General features: G+C 49.4%; 15 protein-coding genes. 6 read left to right on the top strand and 9 right to left on the bottom strand.

What is annotated here, in order from left to right; all coding sequences use genetic code 11:
• The 3 genes from der to IEW74_RS03985 are packed head-to-tail and all read right to left on the bottom strand — an operon-like array spanning position 1 to position 3,501.
• Complete coding sequence (der, locus tag IEW74_RS03975) at positions 1 to 1,431, bottom strand: ribosome biogenesis GTPase Der (protein WP_188661841.1); 1,431 nt, start codon at positions 1,429 to 1,431, stop codon at positions 1 to 3.
• A gap of 39 nt (positions 1,432 to 1,470) precedes the next feature.
• Positions 1,471 to 2,811: a PQQ-binding-like beta-propeller repeat protein gene (locus IEW74_RS03980; RefSeq protein WP_188661843.1), complete on the bottom strand. Its 1,341-nt coding sequence runs from the start codon at positions 2,809 to 2,811 to the stop codon at positions 1,471 to 1,473.
• A 24-nt stretch (positions 2,812 to 2,835) separates the two neighbouring features.
• Positions 2,836 to 3,501 carry a tetratricopeptide repeat protein gene (locus tag IEW74_RS03985; protein WP_188661845.1) on the bottom strand — a complete coding sequence of 222 codons (666 nt, stop codon included), beginning with the start codon at positions 3,499 to 3,501 and terminating at the stop codon, positions 2,836 to 2,838.
• Positions 3,502 to 3,684: 183 nt separating this feature from the next.
• Between IEW74_RS03985 and IEW74_RS03990 the strand changes: the two genes are divergently transcribed.
• Both IEW74_RS03990 and IEW74_RS03995 read left to right on the top strand, forming a co-directional pair.
• Positions 3,685 to 4,284 (top strand): tetratricopeptide repeat protein, encoded by a 600-nt coding sequence (locus tag IEW74_RS03990; protein ID WP_188661847.1) that lies wholly within the window; start codon positions 3,685 to 3,687, stop codon positions 4,282 to 4,284.
• Between the two features lie 74 nt (positions 4,285 to 4,358).
• On the top strand, positions 4,359 to 5,411 hold the full coding sequence (locus IEW74_RS03995; protein WP_188661849.1) for a quinone-dependent dihydroorotate dehydrogenase: 1,053 nt from the start codon (positions 4,359 to 4,361) through the stop codon (positions 5,409 to 5,411).
• A gap of 79 nt (positions 5,412 to 5,490) precedes the next feature.
• Here the strand turns inward: IEW74_RS03995 and IEW74_RS04000 are convergent, their stop codons facing one another.
• From IEW74_RS04000 to IEW74_RS04025, 6 genes are all read right to left on the bottom strand, one after another.
• On the bottom strand, positions 5,491 to 6,450 hold the full coding sequence (locus tag IEW74_RS04000; RefSeq protein ID WP_188661851.1) for an acetyl-CoA carboxylase carboxyltransferase subunit alpha: 960 nt from the start codon (positions 6,448 to 6,450) through the stop codon (positions 5,491 to 5,493).
• 102 nt (positions 6,451 to 6,552) lie between these two features.
• On the bottom strand, positions 6,553 to 7,734 hold the full coding sequence (locus tag IEW74_RS04005; RefSeq protein ID WP_188661853.1) for a GGDEF domain-containing protein: 1,182 nt from the start codon (positions 7,732 to 7,734) through the stop codon (positions 6,553 to 6,555).
• Between the two features lie 153 nt (positions 7,735 to 7,887).
• Positions 7,888 to 8,934, bottom strand: coding sequence for an HpcH/HpaI aldolase/citrate lyase family protein (locus IEW74_RS04010; RefSeq protein ID WP_188661855.1), 1,047 nt, complete (start codon positions 8,932 to 8,934; stop codon positions 7,888 to 7,890).
• Between the two features lie 148 nt (positions 8,935 to 9,082).
• The gene (locus IEW74_RS04015; RefSeq protein WP_188661862.1) at positions 9,083 to 10,006 is read right to left on the bottom strand and encodes a site-specific tyrosine recombinase XerD; all 924 of its coding nucleotides are present in this window, start codon (positions 10,004 to 10,006) and stop codon (positions 9,083 to 9,085) included.
• 20 nt (positions 10,007 to 10,026) lie between these two features.
• Complete coding sequence (locus tag IEW74_RS04020) at positions 10,027 to 11,760, bottom strand: hypothetical protein (RefSeq protein WP_188661864.1); 1,734 nt, start codon at positions 11,758 to 11,760, stop codon at positions 10,027 to 10,029.
• Positions 11,761 to 11,766: 6 nt separating this feature from the next.
• Positions 11,767 to 11,907, bottom strand: coding sequence for a hypothetical protein (locus IEW74_RS04025; RefSeq protein ID WP_188661866.1), 141 nt, complete (start codon positions 11,905 to 11,907; stop codon positions 11,767 to 11,769).
• A 172-nt stretch (positions 11,908 to 12,079) separates the two neighbouring features.
• On the opposite strand from IEW74_RS04025, the gene IEW74_RS04030 reads away from it, so the two are divergent.
• From IEW74_RS04030 to IEW74_RS04045, 4 genes are all read left to right on the top strand, one after another.
• Entirely contained in the window at positions 12,080 to 12,640 is a 561-nt protein-coding gene (locus IEW74_RS04030) for a shikimate kinase (protein WP_229734229.1), read from the top strand.
• A complete protein-coding gene (gene aroB, locus IEW74_RS04035; protein WP_188661870.1) occupies positions 12,630 to 13,757 on the top strand; it encodes a 3-dehydroquinate synthase in 1,128 nt (375 codons plus the stop codon). Before IEW74_RS04030 ends, aroB begins: the two co-directional genes overlap by 11 nt.
• Positions 13,758 to 13,788: 31 nt before the next feature.
• Complete coding sequence (locus IEW74_RS04040; RefSeq protein WP_188661872.1) at positions 13,789 to 15,048, top strand: HlyC/CorC family transporter; 1,260 nt, start codon at positions 13,789 to 13,791, stop codon at positions 15,046 to 15,048.
• A gap of 128 nt (positions 15,049 to 15,176) precedes the next feature.
• Positions 15,177 to 15,632 carry a CBS domain-containing protein gene (locus tag IEW74_RS04045; RefSeq protein ID WP_188661879.1) on the top strand — a complete coding sequence of 152 codons (456 nt, stop codon included), beginning with the start codon at positions 15,177 to 15,179 and terminating at the stop codon, positions 15,630 to 15,632.
• The last annotated feature ends 2 nt before the right edge of the window (positions 15,633 to 15,634 follow it).

Below are 15,634 nucleotides of genomic sequence, written 5' to 3' on the forward strand. Positions count from 1 at the left end.
TCACCGTTTTTTCTTTTTGCTTTCGTAAGGGTTTTCGCCTTTACGCATCATGACCCGGATGGGAACGCCATCAATGCCGAAATCTTCGCGAATGCCATTGGCGATGTAACGCAGATATGACCCGGGCAAGTCACCGGGTTTGTTGGCGAAAATCACAAAGGTTGGCGGACGTGTCTTGGCCTGTGTCATATAACGCAAACGCAGGCGACGACCCTGGGCCAAGGGCGGCGGGTGTGCTTCTGTCATTTGTTCCAGCCAACGGTTTAATTTACCAGTGGGTACGCGAATGTTCCAGTTTTCATAAAGCTGGAAAATGGCAGGGAACAATTTATCCGTGCCCCGTCCTGTTTTGGCCGAAAGCGTTACAATCGGAATACCGCGAACCTGTGGCATGGAAGTTTCCATACGGTCGGCGAGCTTTTGTAACTGTTCTTTACGGTCTTTGACAGCGTCCCATTTATTACACACAATAATAAGGGCGCGGCCTTCATCAATGGTCTCTTTGGCAATGGTCAGGTCTTGTTTTTCCAGCATGAGGGAAGAATCAAGAACCAGACAAACCACCTGTGCAAAACGAATGGCACGGCGCGAGTCCGCAGCCGATAGGGTTTCGACTTTTTCATTTACTTTTGTGCGCCGGCGCATACCTGCCGTATCAATCAGTTTGATTTTACGACCATCGACTTCAAAATCCAGTGCAATGGAATCGCGTGTGATCCCGGCTTCCGGCCCGGTCAAGAGACGCTCTGTTCCCAAGAAATGATTGATCAAGGTTGATTTACCGACATTTGGGCGACCAACAATGGCAATCTGCAAAGGCGATTTGGAGGTATCGATCTCTTCGATTTCCTCCCCTTCCTCATTGATGATCGTGCGGGTTTGCACTTGGGCCAGCAGTTTTTCTTCTTCGATCAGGGCAGCGTTTTCTTCCATCCATTTGTCATAGGCCGGTTGAATGGCATCATAGACATTGTTCATGCCAACGCCATGTTCGGCTGAAAATGGAAAGGGTTCCCCGAGGCCAAGACCGTAAGATTCGTAAATCCCGTTATCAGCCGCGCTGCCTTCGCATTTATTAGCAAGCAAGATCACCGGATTATCGCGTCCGCGCAGCCAATCGGCAAAGTGACTGTCCAGCGGTGTAATGCCGGCACGCGCATCAATCATAAACAATGTGATGTCGGCTTCGTCCAATGCGTGTTCGGTTTGTTCGCGCATGCGGGCTTCCAATGAATCATCGAAAGCTTCTTCCAGGCCGGCGGTGTCAATGACTTTGAATTCAAGGTCACCAATACGACCTGTTCCTTCGCGTCGGTCACGGGTAACGCCGGGTGTATCGTCTACAATTGCCAGTTTTTTGCCGACAAGACGGTTGAAAAGGGTCGATTTCCCAACATTGGGTCGACCAACGATTGCCACGGTAAAGGGCATTTCTTTCTATCCTAAATGAGCCAAACGTTTCGCAACGTTTTAGCGGTAAGCAACCAGATCCGCGTCATCCGACAGGAAATACAAGGCCCCGTTGGCTGCCAGTGGCGGAACAATAATTTTATCCGGCATATCCACCTTGCCTAAAATTTCACCTGTGTAGGGGGAAACGGAATAGGCTTCTTCGTTGCTGCCGGCAACGATCAGTCGGTTGGAAACCAGAATCGGTGCACTCCACGTCAGGTTTCCTGTGCGCTCTTCCGGGTCTTGCCAACGCGGCAGTTGTGTGACCCAGTGAATGCGCCCATTGTAACGGCTGACACAGACAAGTTCGGAGTCCGGTGTAACAACATAAAGATAGTCACCGGCAATCCAAGGTGTTTCCTGACTGGAGAGTTCCTTGGACCAATAGCGCCGTCCGCTTGTCAAGTCAATGGCGGTGAAGCTACCAGAGTTGGAAATCGCGTAAACCCGTCCCCGGTCAATGACAGGACGCCCGCGAATGGCTGTTAAGGCAGAGACCGCATCAAGACGTTTGCCACCTGTGAGGCTGTCCGTCCAAACCTGAGTGCCATTTTCAACTTTCAGGGCAACAATGTCACCGGATGAAAATGCGGCAACGACCACGCCTTGATCCACGGCGGGACTGGCCCCACCCAGAATGCTGGCTGTTTCGCTGATGCCCTTATAGTTCCAAATTTTTTCGCCGTTGCGACCATCAAAGGCGATGAGTTCGTTGTTTAATGTGATTACAAACAAACGGTTGCCCCGTGCGGTCGGTGCTGCGCGCATCGGTGCATCTGCCTTGGAAACCCAGATGGTTTTTCCTGTATTGGCTTCAATACCGAAAACAAGGGCAAATCCGGTGGCGACATAAAGACGCCCATTTTCATAGGCTAAGCCGCCACTGATATGACCATCGTCTTCATATTCGGGGGTCAGTTCCAATTCCCAAAGGCGTTGGCCCGTTTCAGCGTTAAAGGCACTGACAAGGTTTTCTGAATCCACGGTAAAGATTTTGCCGTCTGCCACAATCGGTTGGGCAACAATGCGTTCAGAATCATCAGACCCGGACCCGATGCTAGTTCGCCAAATCCGGTGCAGGTTTGGGGCCACTTCGATATGGTGCATGGCGTGATTGGCAAAACCACCGGCTTGTGGCCATTCCATATTGGGCGATGGTGGGGGCAGCAAAATTTCTTTTGCGGCTGTTTCCGGGTCCGGATCAAGGGTACGTTCGTGCAACAAAACGGAGATTCGTTCACCCGGCAGGGGCGAGGCTTCTTTCTCACCCAGCCAGGTGTCACAAGCACTGAGGGAGAGGACACAAAGTCCAGCCATCAAAAAACGGCGCATCATGTTCGGTGTCTCCGGTTGTTTCATCACATCTCGATCCGTGGGCTTTAATTAGTCAGCGTAGGCTTTGGCAAATTCTGCCGCGCGTTGGCGCATCCCGGCTGGTGCGCTTGCATCGTCTGCCAGATTCTTCACCAACTCAAGGGCTTTTGCCTTGTTGCCCGCTTTGGCTTCGGCAAAGGCTTGCAATTCCGTTGCGCTGTGGCGCCAAGGGTTTGTTCCCCCGATCAAGGGTTGCAGGCGGCGAGAAATCTCGGCACCATCCATGCTGTCCAGACCGTTCATCGCCCCCAGAATCAAAGCCATATCGCGAAAGACCGAGTCCAGCTCGCCATTTTGTGCAATCAGGAAATACTGTTCAGCAGCTTCTTGATGTTTGCCTTGATCGGCGAGCAAAGCAGCTTCCTGCATGCGTGCCAATGTGGCGTAACCGCTGCCACTTTGTGAAGATAAAGCTTTGAAGGCTTTTTCGGCTTCTGTGAAGTTTTGTTGCTGGACAAGATCAAGTGCGTTTGCGTATTTTGCACTTATTTCTTCGCGTTTGCTTAGGTCATAAGCTTTCCAGCCTTCATAACCTGCAACACAGATAACAACGGCAACAATTGCGCCGATTAATGTATTGCCATATTGTTTCCAAAGCCTTGTCGCTTTGTCCTGACGCAATTCTTCGTCAATTTCTTTAAACAGATTGCTTACGGAAGCATCATCTTCAGCCACGGCACATATTCCCAAAAAAAATCAAAATTGTTGCGCTAACATAGCTTTTCATTATCGCTATTGCAAACGCGCTTTCACTTTCATATGCCGATTTATCGTTTTTTTGTGACGAAAATGAGGACAAGTTGCTAAAAAGGAAAAAAGCTTTGATAAATAGTATGGCTCAATAGGCGCACAAGACGGATGAAACGGAATTTATATCTTTTTGCACTGCTTCTGACGATCATCACGGCTGTGGGGTACACGATCGGAAAAAACTGGGAAAAAGAAGCCAAAATTACTCAGGTTGTCGTTGATCGTGGCGCACAGGTGCAAACCTGGCGCAAACAGGCCATGCAAGGGGATCCTGAAGCTCAATATCAACTGGGCATATATTATGAAAAAGACCGCACCGATTATTTAAATGCACAGAAGTGGTACCGTGTTGCAGCAACCAAAGGCCAGCACGCCGGGGCGCAATATAAGCTTGCTCAACTGTATATGAATGGCTTGGGTGTGGAAAATAATCTGGCCGAAGCAATGAAATGGTTTCGTTTGTCATCCGCAAAAGGGGATGTGCGCGCACAATTTTTTATGGGGGTTTCCTATCGTGATGGTTGGGAACGCAAAGCGGACTTTATCGAGGCTTATAAATGGTTTTTGCTTGCCAATCGTGATGCGCCACTGGTTCGCGCGGAAAATGAAAGGTTCGATCCTTATGTTGCCTTGGTCGAGCTGGATCGACGCATGAGTAAATTTGACCGTGAACAAGCGGAGAAAATGGCGCAAGGTTGGGGTAAGTGATAAGCATTGCTCTTCTGTGCGGATTTAGATAAGTTCCCGCAGGTAAATTCATGCTCACCGAGGGGGAGACGAAAATGGGTCTTTACAAACTTTGCGCACCGATGCTGTACAAATTGTCACCGGAGACATTGCACGGTATTGCCATTAAAGCATTAAAAAGCGGTTTGATGCCGAAAACATCGCCTGTGAGCGACCCGATCCTCAATCAAACCATTTGGGGGCTGGATTTTTATAATCCGATCGGACTGGCCGCAGGGTTTGATAAAAATGCAGAAGTGCCGGATGCGATTTTGAAGCAAGGATTCGGCTTTACGGAAATCGGTTCCGTCACACCGCGTGCCCAGCCCGGCAATCCACAACCCCGTTTGTTCCGCCTGTTGGAAGACAAGGCGGTGATTAACCGTATGGGATTTAATAATCAGGGTCTTTATGCGGTTGCCGAGCGCCTTAAAAAACGTCAACGCAAAGGCATTGTTGGGGCAAACCTCGGTAAAAACAAAACGCAGGAAGATGCGGTTTCTGATTATGTTGTCGGGACGCGTGCGCTGGCACCCCTTTCTGATTATCTGGTGGTTAATGTTTCCTCACCCAACACACCGGGTCTGCGCGCCTTGCAAAGTAAAGATCAGTTAGCTGAATTGTTGAAGGCTGTTTTAATCGCACGAAATGAAGTTGTTGCGACAGGCAAAGCCCCGTTATTGTTGAAAGTTGCCCCGGACCTGACGGATGAAGACAAGGCCGATATCGTTGATGTGGCCTTGGAAACCGGCATTGATGGGATGATCATTTCCAACACCACAATTGAACGCCCAGACAGTTTACGCAGTGAACATAAAGGTGAAGGTGGGGGATTAAGCGGTCAGCCTTTGTTTGAACCTTCAACGCAGGTTTTGAAAGAAATCGCCAAAATTGTAGATGGTCGTATTCCGTTGATCGGGGTCGGCGGGATTTCAAACGCCGATCAGGCTTATGAAAAAATTCGGGCGGGCGCATCGTTGGTCCAGCTTTATTCCGCTTTGATTTATGATGGGCTGGAATTGGTTGGAGAGATTAACCGGGGGCTGGTCGAACGTTTGATGGTTGATGGATATACCAATATTACGCAGGCCATCGGCGCTGATCTTTAGGGACAGGACCTCGTCCAATAAAAAAGGCTTGAGCGGTTATATCCTCTCAAGCCTTTTTCTTTGTCTTCATGTTCTTGTCTTAAGCGGCGCTGAGGCGACCCATTGCCAGGAATTTCTCGCGGCGTTTTGCTTTTAGAACACCACCGTCATGTTGCAGTTGTTCACGAATGGATTTTTCCAGAACGCTACGTACGGAGGCAAATGTCGTTTCATGGCTGCGATGTGCGCCACCCAAGGGTTCTGCGATCACATCATCGATAACGCCAAGACGATGTAAATCCTGTGCTGTGATGTTCAGCGCATCAGCCGCCGATTCCGTATAATCGTTGGAACGCCATAAAATGGAGGCGCAGCCCTCAGGTGAAATGACGGAATAAACGGAATGTTCCAGCATGAAAACATCGTTGCCACAGGCAATGGCGATTGCCCCGCCGGACCCACCTTCACCGATGATGATGGAGGTAAAGGGCACTTTGACTTGCAGGCATTTCTCAATGGAACGGGCAATGGCTTCAGATTGTCCGCGTTCTTCGGCATCTGCACCGGGAAAGGCGCCCGCTGTATCGACGAATGTCACGATCGGCAGGTTAAAACGTTCCGCCATATCCATCAGGCGTTGGGCCTTGCGATAGCCTTCCGGTCTGGCCATGCCAAAATTGTGTTTCACACGGGTTTCGGTGGTGTGGCCTTTTTCATGGCCCATGACGACAACGCTGTGACCTTCAAAACGTCCCAGACCGCCGATAATGGCGCAATCTTCGCCATACAGTCGATCACCAGCCAGCGGTGTGAAATCTTCGATAAGATTTTCAATGTAATTAACGGTGTGGGGACGTTCCGGGTGGCGGGCCACCAGTGTCTTTTGCCACGGGGTCAGCTTGCTGTAGGTGTTTTGCAGGAGTCTTTCCACCTTGTTTTGCAGGCGGCCGATTTCATCGGCGATATTGATTTCCTCGCCAGACGCGCTGACATGGCGCAATTCTTTTATTTTGCCTTCCAGTTCGGCAATCGGCTTTTCGAAATCGAGATAGGTATGCATGGAAACCCCAAAAACAGTTCATTTGTTCGGTGCTCAAACGGACAAAACCGCCAGCGGTCTTTTTGCGCCAGCGGTTTTGAGAATGCAAGCTTTTTAGTTCTTTTAGGCGGCGATAATATTTTCAAGATTGAGGTCCGGCTTTGGTCCAACGCTTTTATTGCGACCTGATTTTTTGGCCTCATACATCCGGTGATCCGCTTTTTCAACCATTTCGATCCAGTCTTCGCAACGATCCAGAGACAGCTCGCTGATGCCGATACTGATGGTAATCGGGCGACCATCCGGGCGTTTTCCCAGTGTGATTTCGCTCAGTCGGTTCAAGATGGGTTTGATATATTCAGCGGATGTATTGGGCAGCAGAATAACAAATTCTTCCCCGCCCCAGCGAATGAGTTGATCGGAACGGCGCAAGCAACGTTGCAGTCTTTCTGCGACTTGCTTAAGGACCATATCGCCTTGTTCGTGGCCAAATTCATCATTGACGGATTTAAAATTATCCACGTCCATAAACAGGATGCTGAAAGGAACTTCGGTGCGAGAGGCAATGCGGAATTGAAGATCGAGATATTCTTCGCCTGAACGGCGGGTAAACGCCCCCGTCAGTAAGTCTTTTGAGGCCTGATTAATCAGGGATATCATATAGTGTAACTGGCTCATGCCGGAAAAAATAGACACACCAATGACAAGAACCATCAACCAGATGGTTGTGATGAAATCTTGCAGTTGAAACGCGGCTTGTTGGGCAGCGCCCAGCATGACAACAACCATGATGCCGCTGCCGGTAAATAAAACTTCCAGTGCGGTCAGGGGAAAGACGCTGAGACCAGCGACCACAATGAACGGAAGCAACGCATAGGCGCTGACAACAGCAGCCCCAAAGGCATTGGTTTCCACATTCATTAAGAAAGGTTGGGAAATCAGATAAAAGACCGGCGGAATGGCCATCATACCGCCCAAAAGGAGATAGGCATTGGGCAGGGTCTTACAGGAACTGTGTAAAATATATAAGACGAAGAAAACGATAGCAGAGACAATACGCAGAACAGCTAAAATTGCCCAGGTCGGCCAGGAAAAGGCAAAATAATCAATCCCGATCCATAAAGGAATGACGAGAGAAAACAGCAACGACATCAACCCGACTCGACTTGCGATGATTTTCGCACGATGACGGCGGATATGGGCAGAATGTGTAAAAGGAAGGATAAGTTCCCGGAACTCATGTATGCGCTTAAATTCTTTACGCAAAGAGTCTATCACAGACGTTTGGTTGCTACTGTTGGCCATTGTCATGTCCCGCTAAAAATACTGTTTTAGATTTATTATTATTGTGTGCGTCAAATAGCACAATTAAATTGTGGTTATCAACCAAAAGGAATCAAAAAGGCTCAAAAGTTGCTGTACTTTTGAGCCTTTCTAAGGTGTTGGTAACTTTAAGTTTTAAAGCCCGTAAGCTTTCGCCAGTTCAGGGTCTTTTTCGGCAACTTGTTTGGCAAGGTCAACAATCACCTTGGCCTGTTTCCATGTTGCATCATCCTGCATTTTACCATCAATCATAACAGCGCCGGTGCCATCGGGCATGGCTTCGATAATGCGCAGGGCAAATTTGGCTTCGTCGATATCCGGGGAGAAAACTTTCTTCGCGATATCAATTTGTTTGGGGTGCAGGGACCATGCCCCTACGCAACCGAGCAAGAAGGCATTACGGAACTGGGCTTCACAAGCTGCATCATCGGAGAAATCACCGAACGGACCGTAGAAGGCTTTAATGCCGTTGGATTGACAGGCATCGACCATTTTTGCAACGGTGAAATGCCACAGATCTTGTTGGTAATGTGTGCGAACGGCCCCGTCTTCGGTGGCGTCGGACAAAACACCGTATGAGGGATGGCCACCGCCAACGCGTGTGGTTTTCATACCGCGTGAGGCTGCCAAATCAGCCGGGCCGAGGCTCATGCCATGCATGCGAGGGGACGCAGCCGCAATTTCAGAGACTTGTTCCACACCGAGGGCAGTTTCCAAAATTGCATGGATCATAATCGGTTTTTTCACGCCATGCTTGGCTTCCAACTGCGCCAAAAGCTGATCGACGTAATGGATATCCCACGGGCCTTCGACTTTGGGCAACATCAAAACATCCAGTTTATCACCGGCTTCTGCAACAATTTGCTGAACATCGTCAAGGAACCAAGGGGAGTTCAGGCAGTTGACGCGAGTCCATAAAGAAGTGGTGCCAAAATTGTTATTTTTGGCGACTTCGATGAAACCGGCGCGGGCTTCTTCCTTCATATCGGCAGGGATGGCATCTTCCAAATTACCAAGGATAACATCAACCTGCGAGATCATGTCGGGAACGCGGGCGCGCATTTTTTCAATATGGGGCGGGAAAAAGTGGATCATGCGTTCCAGCTTGACCGGAATTTCACGATAGGGTTGCGGGGCACCGATGGCCAATGGCTCGAAAAATTTCTTTGCAGGTTTTGTCATTTTTAAACGTTTCCATATGTTTTTTAACGAAAGCGATTGGTTCGCTTTTTAAATTCTGGCAGGGATTGTGCATTGCGAAATGGCATTGCACAAGTTTTTTCTGGCAAGAGAAAGAAAAAAGAGGTTACACTTGCAACTATATGTGTTTCTAATCGTCTTCGGGATTAAAAAGGGCGGCAAGCGGGTGTTTATTTAACACCAGTTGCTTTTCACGTTCGCCGATCATATGGGTGTAAATTGTTGTGGTGGAGATATCGGCATGTCCCAGCATTTGTTGCAGGGACCGCAGATCAACATCATGGTCCAGCATGTGACTGGCGAAGGAATGACGCAGCACGTGGGCTGATACTTTTTTTGTAATACCTGCACGGATGGCCAACTGGCGCAATTCTTTGTCGAAGGTTGCGCGTGTCATATGGCCTTCTTTTGCGCTGGGGGCGGGGAACAGCCACGGGCTTTCCTGTGCGCTGCGTAAAAACTCATGTCGAATGTTCAGGTATAAGTGTGTGGCATCAACAGCCTTTTGTGCAATGGGAACCATGCGTTCTTTATTACCTTTACCCGTGACAATCAGCATCCCGGACTGACGGGTAAAGGCTGCCAATGGCAGACTGACCAGTTCGGACACCCGCAAGCCGCAAGCATATAAAATTTCCAGCATGGCCGTGAGACGAATATCTTTGGGCTGTTGCTTTGAACGCGATTGTTCCAGCAGTTGATTGACTTCTTCTTCGCTTAAGAACTTGGGTAAGGGGCGACCTTGTTTGGGGCTGTCCAGATTGGCAGCCGGGTCATCCGGGCGAATACGTTCCCCGTATAGAAATTTGAAAAATTGTTTGAGGGCGGAAAGTCGGCGTGCAGCGGTACGTGGTGCATATCCACTATCGTGAATTTTTTTGATGTAGCGCCGTAAATCTTCCGTTGACGCTGTTTCCAAACGCTGCGCCAAGCTTTTAAGAAAGCTTTCCAATCCTTCAAGGTCACGTCGATAACTGTCCAATGTGTTTGGCGCTGCGCCGCGTTCAACGGACATCATTTGTAAAAATGAAGTAATGTGACGCGATGGTTTCATAAGCAGACCTTATTCAGTATCTAGAACCCTGTTTGTAAAAGTGTTTCCACAGCAACAGCGCGCGCATCACGTTCCAGACCAACTGTGCGCAATGCCGCCAAGGTATCATGCAAGAAGGTGCTGTCCATTTCGCCGGCTTTGGCCCCGTCAAAGGCGAGTAAGGCTATCAGAACGGTTTCACCGAGACGGTTTTGGTTTGCCGCTTCATTCATCTTAACCCAAAGGCCTGTTTTGGGCGATTGTCCATTTGTCAGTTTTGGGCCTTGTATCATATCCAGCCACAAGGTGTTCGCAACGTTCAGCCCCATGCCATTGATGATGGAAAATAAAAGGGCAGCTTTTTGATAGCTTTGCGGGATTTTTTCTTGTGCGGCCCACCAGTCTGTCAAGGTCTGATGAACAGCTTCCTGTGCAACGTCAAATCCGGCTAAAACGGCCAAGGGGCGGATGGCAATCCAGTGTTTTGCGGCCTCGTTATCGCTGAAGGCGGCGTTACGAAGCATGAGATACCAGGATTTTGCACTTTCCCAATCCCCTGCCCCTAACAGGGCGCGCATGGCTTGTGGGGCAAACCACAACATGTCGATGCCACGTGGCAACTGTGCAATCATCGGACTGTAAAGACGGGCAATGCTGAAAAAGTTACCATCGTTGTTGGCGAGTTCAAATGCCAAGGCGATGGTTTCGCTTTGAACAACAGGAAGTTGACCATCTTGCGAACTGACCTGATACAGCAAGGCCTGCGCTTTCAAGGTGTCGAGCTTTTCGGCGCTGTCCAGTGGATTGGCCAATTCGTCTGCACTAAATTTGACATGCAGAAAGGCTTCTTTCAGAAAATCGGCACTGGCAAGGTTAAGCTCAACCGCTTTTTGTGTGGCCTCGACGTCACCTGCTTTGGTCAGCATGCTTAAAACCAAAGGATCGTCACTGTTGCGAATGTCAGCGGACAAAATAGCCTGACTGGCTTTGATCAAGGCAATTTCCAACGGCTTTGGTGCGAGCAGGTTTTCAAGGGTCGGGCGTTCGCCGGCATTTAAGCCTTCCATTAATCGATAAAAGATCGGGTCGTTATCCCCGCCGTCACGCAATAAATTCAAAGACAGCATGGCCCGGTCATTTTGTTTGGCGAGTAGACGGCAAAAGGCGAGTGTCTTGATCCAAAAAGGATCGCTGCTTTCTTGTGAACCTGTTGCCGCCAATGCGCAAGCCTCAGATACATTGTCATCCAGCAGGTGGGCTTGAGCCAATTGCATTTGAAGCGCGTCCTGACGTTCGTTCTGTGGCGCGCTGCGGATTAAGGAAATGACATCCTTGACCTGCCCCATATCTGCTAATTTTTTAGCCCGCAAACCAAGCAGGGAAATATCTGTTTGGGACCCTTGTGGCGGTTGGGCCGCACTTAACAGCAGGCGGCGTTGCAGGATGCGCAAATAAGGAGCGGAGGGTTGTGTTGGTAAATCTGCGATTAAGGCTTCGACGAAGGTGCGCTCACTTTGTGACCACATATCCGCCGGGAAGGCTTGTGATCCGCTGAGCACGCCGAGAGCTTCTTTATCAACGCTGTCCAGTGAACGCACATTGATCCCGCCGGATATGGTTTTTACCGGAACAGGGGTAACGTCCGGTACCTCTTGTTCTTCCTGCATGATGTTGCGCGGGGACAAGGTACGCGGGCTGTTGTCTTGCGCATATCCATTGGTCAGGGACCCCACGAGAATGGAAAGGCATACGGTAGCTTTGAGAAAGAAGCGCATGTTCATTTAACGTGGAAAACGGTCATCGGGCAGGGTCTTGCTGACCGGGGAGGTCGGGGCCGGGATATCCCACGTTGCCAGAAAAACACCGGCACCACCAAGGACCAGCAGAATAAGGATGAGGAGAAATTTTGAAAATGCCTTCATGGGAGGTTTTCGTCTTCTTTTCTTTTCGTGAATAACGATCTTTGCGCGCAGTCTAACCGTCTCTTTCAACAGTTTCAACGGTGCCGATGAAGAATTCTACTTACGAAAATATAAAATCTTAATTAAAGTAGGCTCAAATTTTGAAATTAATTCTACTTTGAAACGGAAAAAGGTGTCAGATCAACGAACGAAACTCAAGCTGCCCAAAGGTCGATCCCTTGTTCTTGTGGGGTTGATGGGCGCTGGCAAGTCCTGTATTGGGCGTAATCTCGCGCAACATTTCGATGTTCCTTTTATTGATGCGGATCGTGAAATCGAAGAAGCGGCAGGTTGTTGCGTTGCCGATATTTTTGAAATTTACGGTGAAGCAGCCTTTCGCGATGGCGAACGCCGCGTCATCAAGCGTATTCTGGAAGGCGAACCGTGCATTCTGGCAACAGGGGGGGGGGCCTTTATGAACAGGGAAACCCGTAAACTGATTGGCAAAACCGGAACGAGCCTTTGGCTGAAAGCGGATCTGGAGGTGCTGATCAAACGCACGACAGGGCGTAAACATCGACCGTTGCTGAATCAGGGAAATCCTGCAAAAATCTTGCGCAAACTGGTCGAGGAACGCTATCCGGTTTATGCTGAAGCCGATATTACGGTTGAAACCCGCGATGAAACACAAGACACCACGGTTGCCCGTGTGATTGCCACTTTGGATGAATTGAGCCGAACCTATGACGATTGATAAAAAGACATTGCATGTCGCCCTTGATGAACGCAGCTACGATATTATTGCTGCCCCCGGTGTTTTGTCGGATGCGGGCCGCTATTTTTTACCGCTTTTAAAAACAAAGCGCGTGGTTATTGTGACCGACAGCAATGTGGGGCCGCTTTATCTGGATCAATTGGGGCAGTCGCTGACAGATTCGGGCATTACATATGATGTTGTTACCTTACCCGCAGGTGAAGCCACCAAAAGTATGGCGCATTTTGAACAATTGCTGGAAGATATTTTGGCGATGGGGATTGAACGCGGCACAACGTTGATTGCACTCGGTGGCGGGGTAATTGGCGATATTACAGGCTTTGCCGCCAGTACGCTTTTGCGCGGAATTGATTTTATTCAGGTGCCGACGACTCTGTTATCACAGGTGGACAGTTCGGTCGGTGGCAAGACCGGGATCAATGCCAAGGCGGGAAAGAACCTGATAGGTGCGTTCCATCAGCCGCGACTGGTGTTAATTGATACGGAAAGTCTGAACAGTCTGCCCAAACGCGAACTTCTGGCCGGATATGCCGAGGTCGTGAAATATGGATTGCTGGGCGATGCAGACTTTTTTAATTGGCTGGAAGAAAACGGTCAAAAACTGATTGATGGCGATCAGGATGTACGCCGTGAAGCCATTTTGCGCAGTTGCGCGGCCAAGGCCGATGTTGTTGCACAGGATGAACGCGAAGGCGGGGTGCGCGCCTTGTTAAATCTGGGGCATACCTTCGGGCATGCGCTGGAAAAAGAATGCGGTTACGATGGGGGGCTGTTGCATGGGGAAGCGGTTGCCATCGGTATGGTCATGGCCTTTGAATACTGTGCCGCCCAAGGGCTGTGTCCGCAAGAAGATGTGGTGCGGGTGAAAGAACATCTTTTGTCTTTGGACATGCCGGTGGACTTAAGGGCTTTGCCCTGTGAGGATTGGACGGCTGAATTGTTAATGAAACATATGTTGAAAGACAAGAAGGTTAAAGACGGCAAGGTTATGTTCGTTCTTGTGCGCGGGATCGGTCAAGCTTATCTGAGCCGTGATGTTGAAGATCAAGCCTTGAAAGAATATCTCGACGATTTGTTGGTTCGATCAAAATCATAGGAAGGTTCCTTTATCAAAAAGGAAAACGTGAATGACGATTATTCTGGGTGCTATTTTTCTATTGATCCTGTTTTCTGCTTTTTTTTCCGGTTCGGAAACGGCGCTGACGGCAGCGTCACGACCATTGATGCATCAGCTGGAACAAAGTGGTGAAGATAGCCGTGCGGGCATTGTAAACCGCCTTCTCGATTCCAAGGAACGCCTGATCGGTGCAATTTTATTGGGGAACAATCTGGTCAATATTCTGGCATCGGCTTTGGCGACCAGTGTTATGATCGAGATGTTTGGCGAGACAGGTGTTGTTTGGGCAACCTTGACGATGACCGTTGTTGTTCTGATTTTTGCGGAAATTATGCCGAAAACATTTGCGATCCAAAACGCAAATCGCATGGCACTGGCGATTGCCCCGATTATGAAGGTGCTTGTCTATCTGCTTGCACCGATCACCATGACCACGCAGTTCATCGTTGCGGGCACGTTGCGCCTGTTTGGCGCCGGACAATCCGAAGATGGCGGGCAGTCTGCCGAAGAATTGCGCGGTGCGATTAATTTGCATGATGCGCAAAATGATGAAGCCATCAGTCAGGAACGCACGATGCTGCATAGCATCCTTGATCTCAACGAAGTCGAGGTCGGGGAAATTATGACACACCGCAAAGCGGTGGTAATGATTGATGCGGACTTGCCGGCAGAAGAAATGGTCGAACAGGTTTTGGACAGCCCCTTTACCCGCATTCCTGTCTATCGGGGGGAACCGGACAATATCATTGGCATTTTACACGCCAAAGCCTTGTTGCGCGCTATTCGGGCGCAGCGTGGGGAATTGACGGAGCTTAAAATTGAAGAACTGGCGGCAAAAACCTGGTTTATTCCTGAGGCGACAACGCTTTTGGGGCAATTGGAAGCCTTTCGCGCCCGTCGCGAACATTTCGCTGTTGTGGTAGACGAATATGGCAGCGTGATGGGTATCGTCACATTGGAAGATATTCTTGAAGAAATTGTCGGGGATATCGAAGATGAACATGATGACACCGTGGAAGGGGTGCAACCGCAGGCGGACGGCACGTATATTGTCGATGGTGTTGTGACAATCCGTGACTTGAACCGGGAATTTGAATGGCGTTTACCCGATGAAGAAGCCTCGACCATTGCGGGGTTGCTGTTGCATGAAGCACGGCGCATTCCCGAAGTGGGGCAGATTTTTCACTTTTTCGGTTTTCGTTTTGAAGTCCGGGCCCGCAAAAGAAACCAGATTACATCCATCCGTGTTTTTCCGCCGGAAAGCGATTGATGTTCTTTGGATCTACGACTTTTTTAAACGGATCTTTGCAAAATAAGATTTGAAACTGCATTTTTCGCTCCCCACGTATAAATCGTCCTGTTTTTCAGGGAGATCATTGTTCATAGGGAGGAACATATATGCAAAGAAAGATCGTACCAGGCGTCATTAAGGAAATCCGATGCACAACCGTGACAGCCGATAAAACGGTTCGTGAGGCTGCTGTCTTGATGACGGCTGAAAATATTGGTGCTGCCATTGTGGTTGGGGCCGGTGGGCTTGTTGGAATCGTGACTGAGCGCGATTTGATGCGCAAAGTGATTGGTGCAAATCAAGACCCGGATGTGATCACCGTTGGTGATGTGATGACACAAAACCCGGATACAATTACGGGTGATTGCCTGAGTTCAAAGGCATTGGAAATGATGGTGGAGAAAGGATATCGTCACTTGCCGATTGTGGATGCAGCCGGAAATCCCATAGGTATGGTGTCTCAACGCGATCTCTATCAAGCGGTTCAGGAAAGCTTGGCAGAGGACCTGCAAGCCTGTGAAACATACGTTCACGGTGGTGAAAGCTATGGCGTGGGGGCTTGACC

The sequence above is a fragment of the Terasakiella brassicae genome (genome assembly GCF_014641495.1).
Taxonomy (GTDB): Bacteria; Pseudomonadota; Alphaproteobacteria; order Rhodospirillales; family Terasakiellaceae; genus Terasakiella; species Terasakiella brassicae.

What these genes read in the sequence shown, in the direction of transcription:
- der (WP_188661841.1), bottom strand. Translation starts at nt 1,431, where the DNA reads ATGCCCTTTACCGTGGCAATCGTTGGTCGACCCAATGTTGGGAAATCG.
- IEW74_RS03980 (WP_188661843.1), bottom strand. Translation starts at nt 2,811, where the DNA reads ATGAAACAACCGGAGACACCGAACATGATGCGCCGTTTTTTGATGGCT.
- IEW74_RS03990 (WP_188661847.1), top strand. Translation starts at nt 3,685, where the DNA reads ATGAAACGGAATTTATATCTTTTTGCACTGCTTCTGACGATCATCACG.
- IEW74_RS03995 (WP_188661849.1), top strand. Translation starts at nt 4,359, where the DNA reads ATGGGTCTTTACAAACTTTGCGCACCGATGCTGTACAAATTGTCACCG.
- IEW74_RS04000 (WP_188661851.1), bottom strand. Translation starts at nt 6,450, where the DNA reads ATGCATACCTATCTCGATTTCGAAAAGCCGATTGCCGAACTGGAAGGC.
- IEW74_RS04005 (WP_188661853.1), bottom strand. Translation starts at nt 7,734, where the DNA reads ATGGCCAACAGTAGCAACCAAACGTCTGTGATAGACTCTTTGCGTAAA.
- IEW74_RS04010 (WP_188661855.1), bottom strand. Translation starts at nt 8,934, where the DNA reads ATGACAAAACCTGCAAAGAAATTTTTCGAGCCATTGGCCATCGGTGCC.
- IEW74_RS04015 (WP_188661862.1), bottom strand. Translation starts at nt 10,006, where the DNA reads ATGAAACCATCGCGTCACATTACTTCATTTTTACAAATGATGTCCGTT.
- IEW74_RS04020 (WP_188661864.1), bottom strand. Translation starts at nt 11,760, where the DNA reads ATGCGCTTCTTTCTCAAAGCTACCGTATGCCTTTCCATTCTCGTGGGG.
- IEW74_RS04025 (WP_188661866.1), bottom strand. Translation starts at nt 11,907, where the DNA reads ATGAAGGCATTTTCAAAATTTCTCCTCATCCTTATTCTGCTGGTCCTT.
- aroB (WP_188661870.1), top strand. Translation starts at nt 12,630, where the DNA reads ATGACGATTGATAAAAAGACATTGCATGTCGCCCTTGATGAACGCAGC.
- IEW74_RS04040 (WP_188661872.1), top strand. Translation starts at nt 13,789, where the DNA reads ATGACGATTATTCTGGGTGCTATTTTTCTATTGATCCTGTTTTCTGCT.
- IEW74_RS04045 (WP_188661879.1), top strand. Translation starts at nt 15,177, where the DNA reads ATGCAAAGAAAGATCGTACCAGGCGTCATTAAGGAAATCCGATGCACA.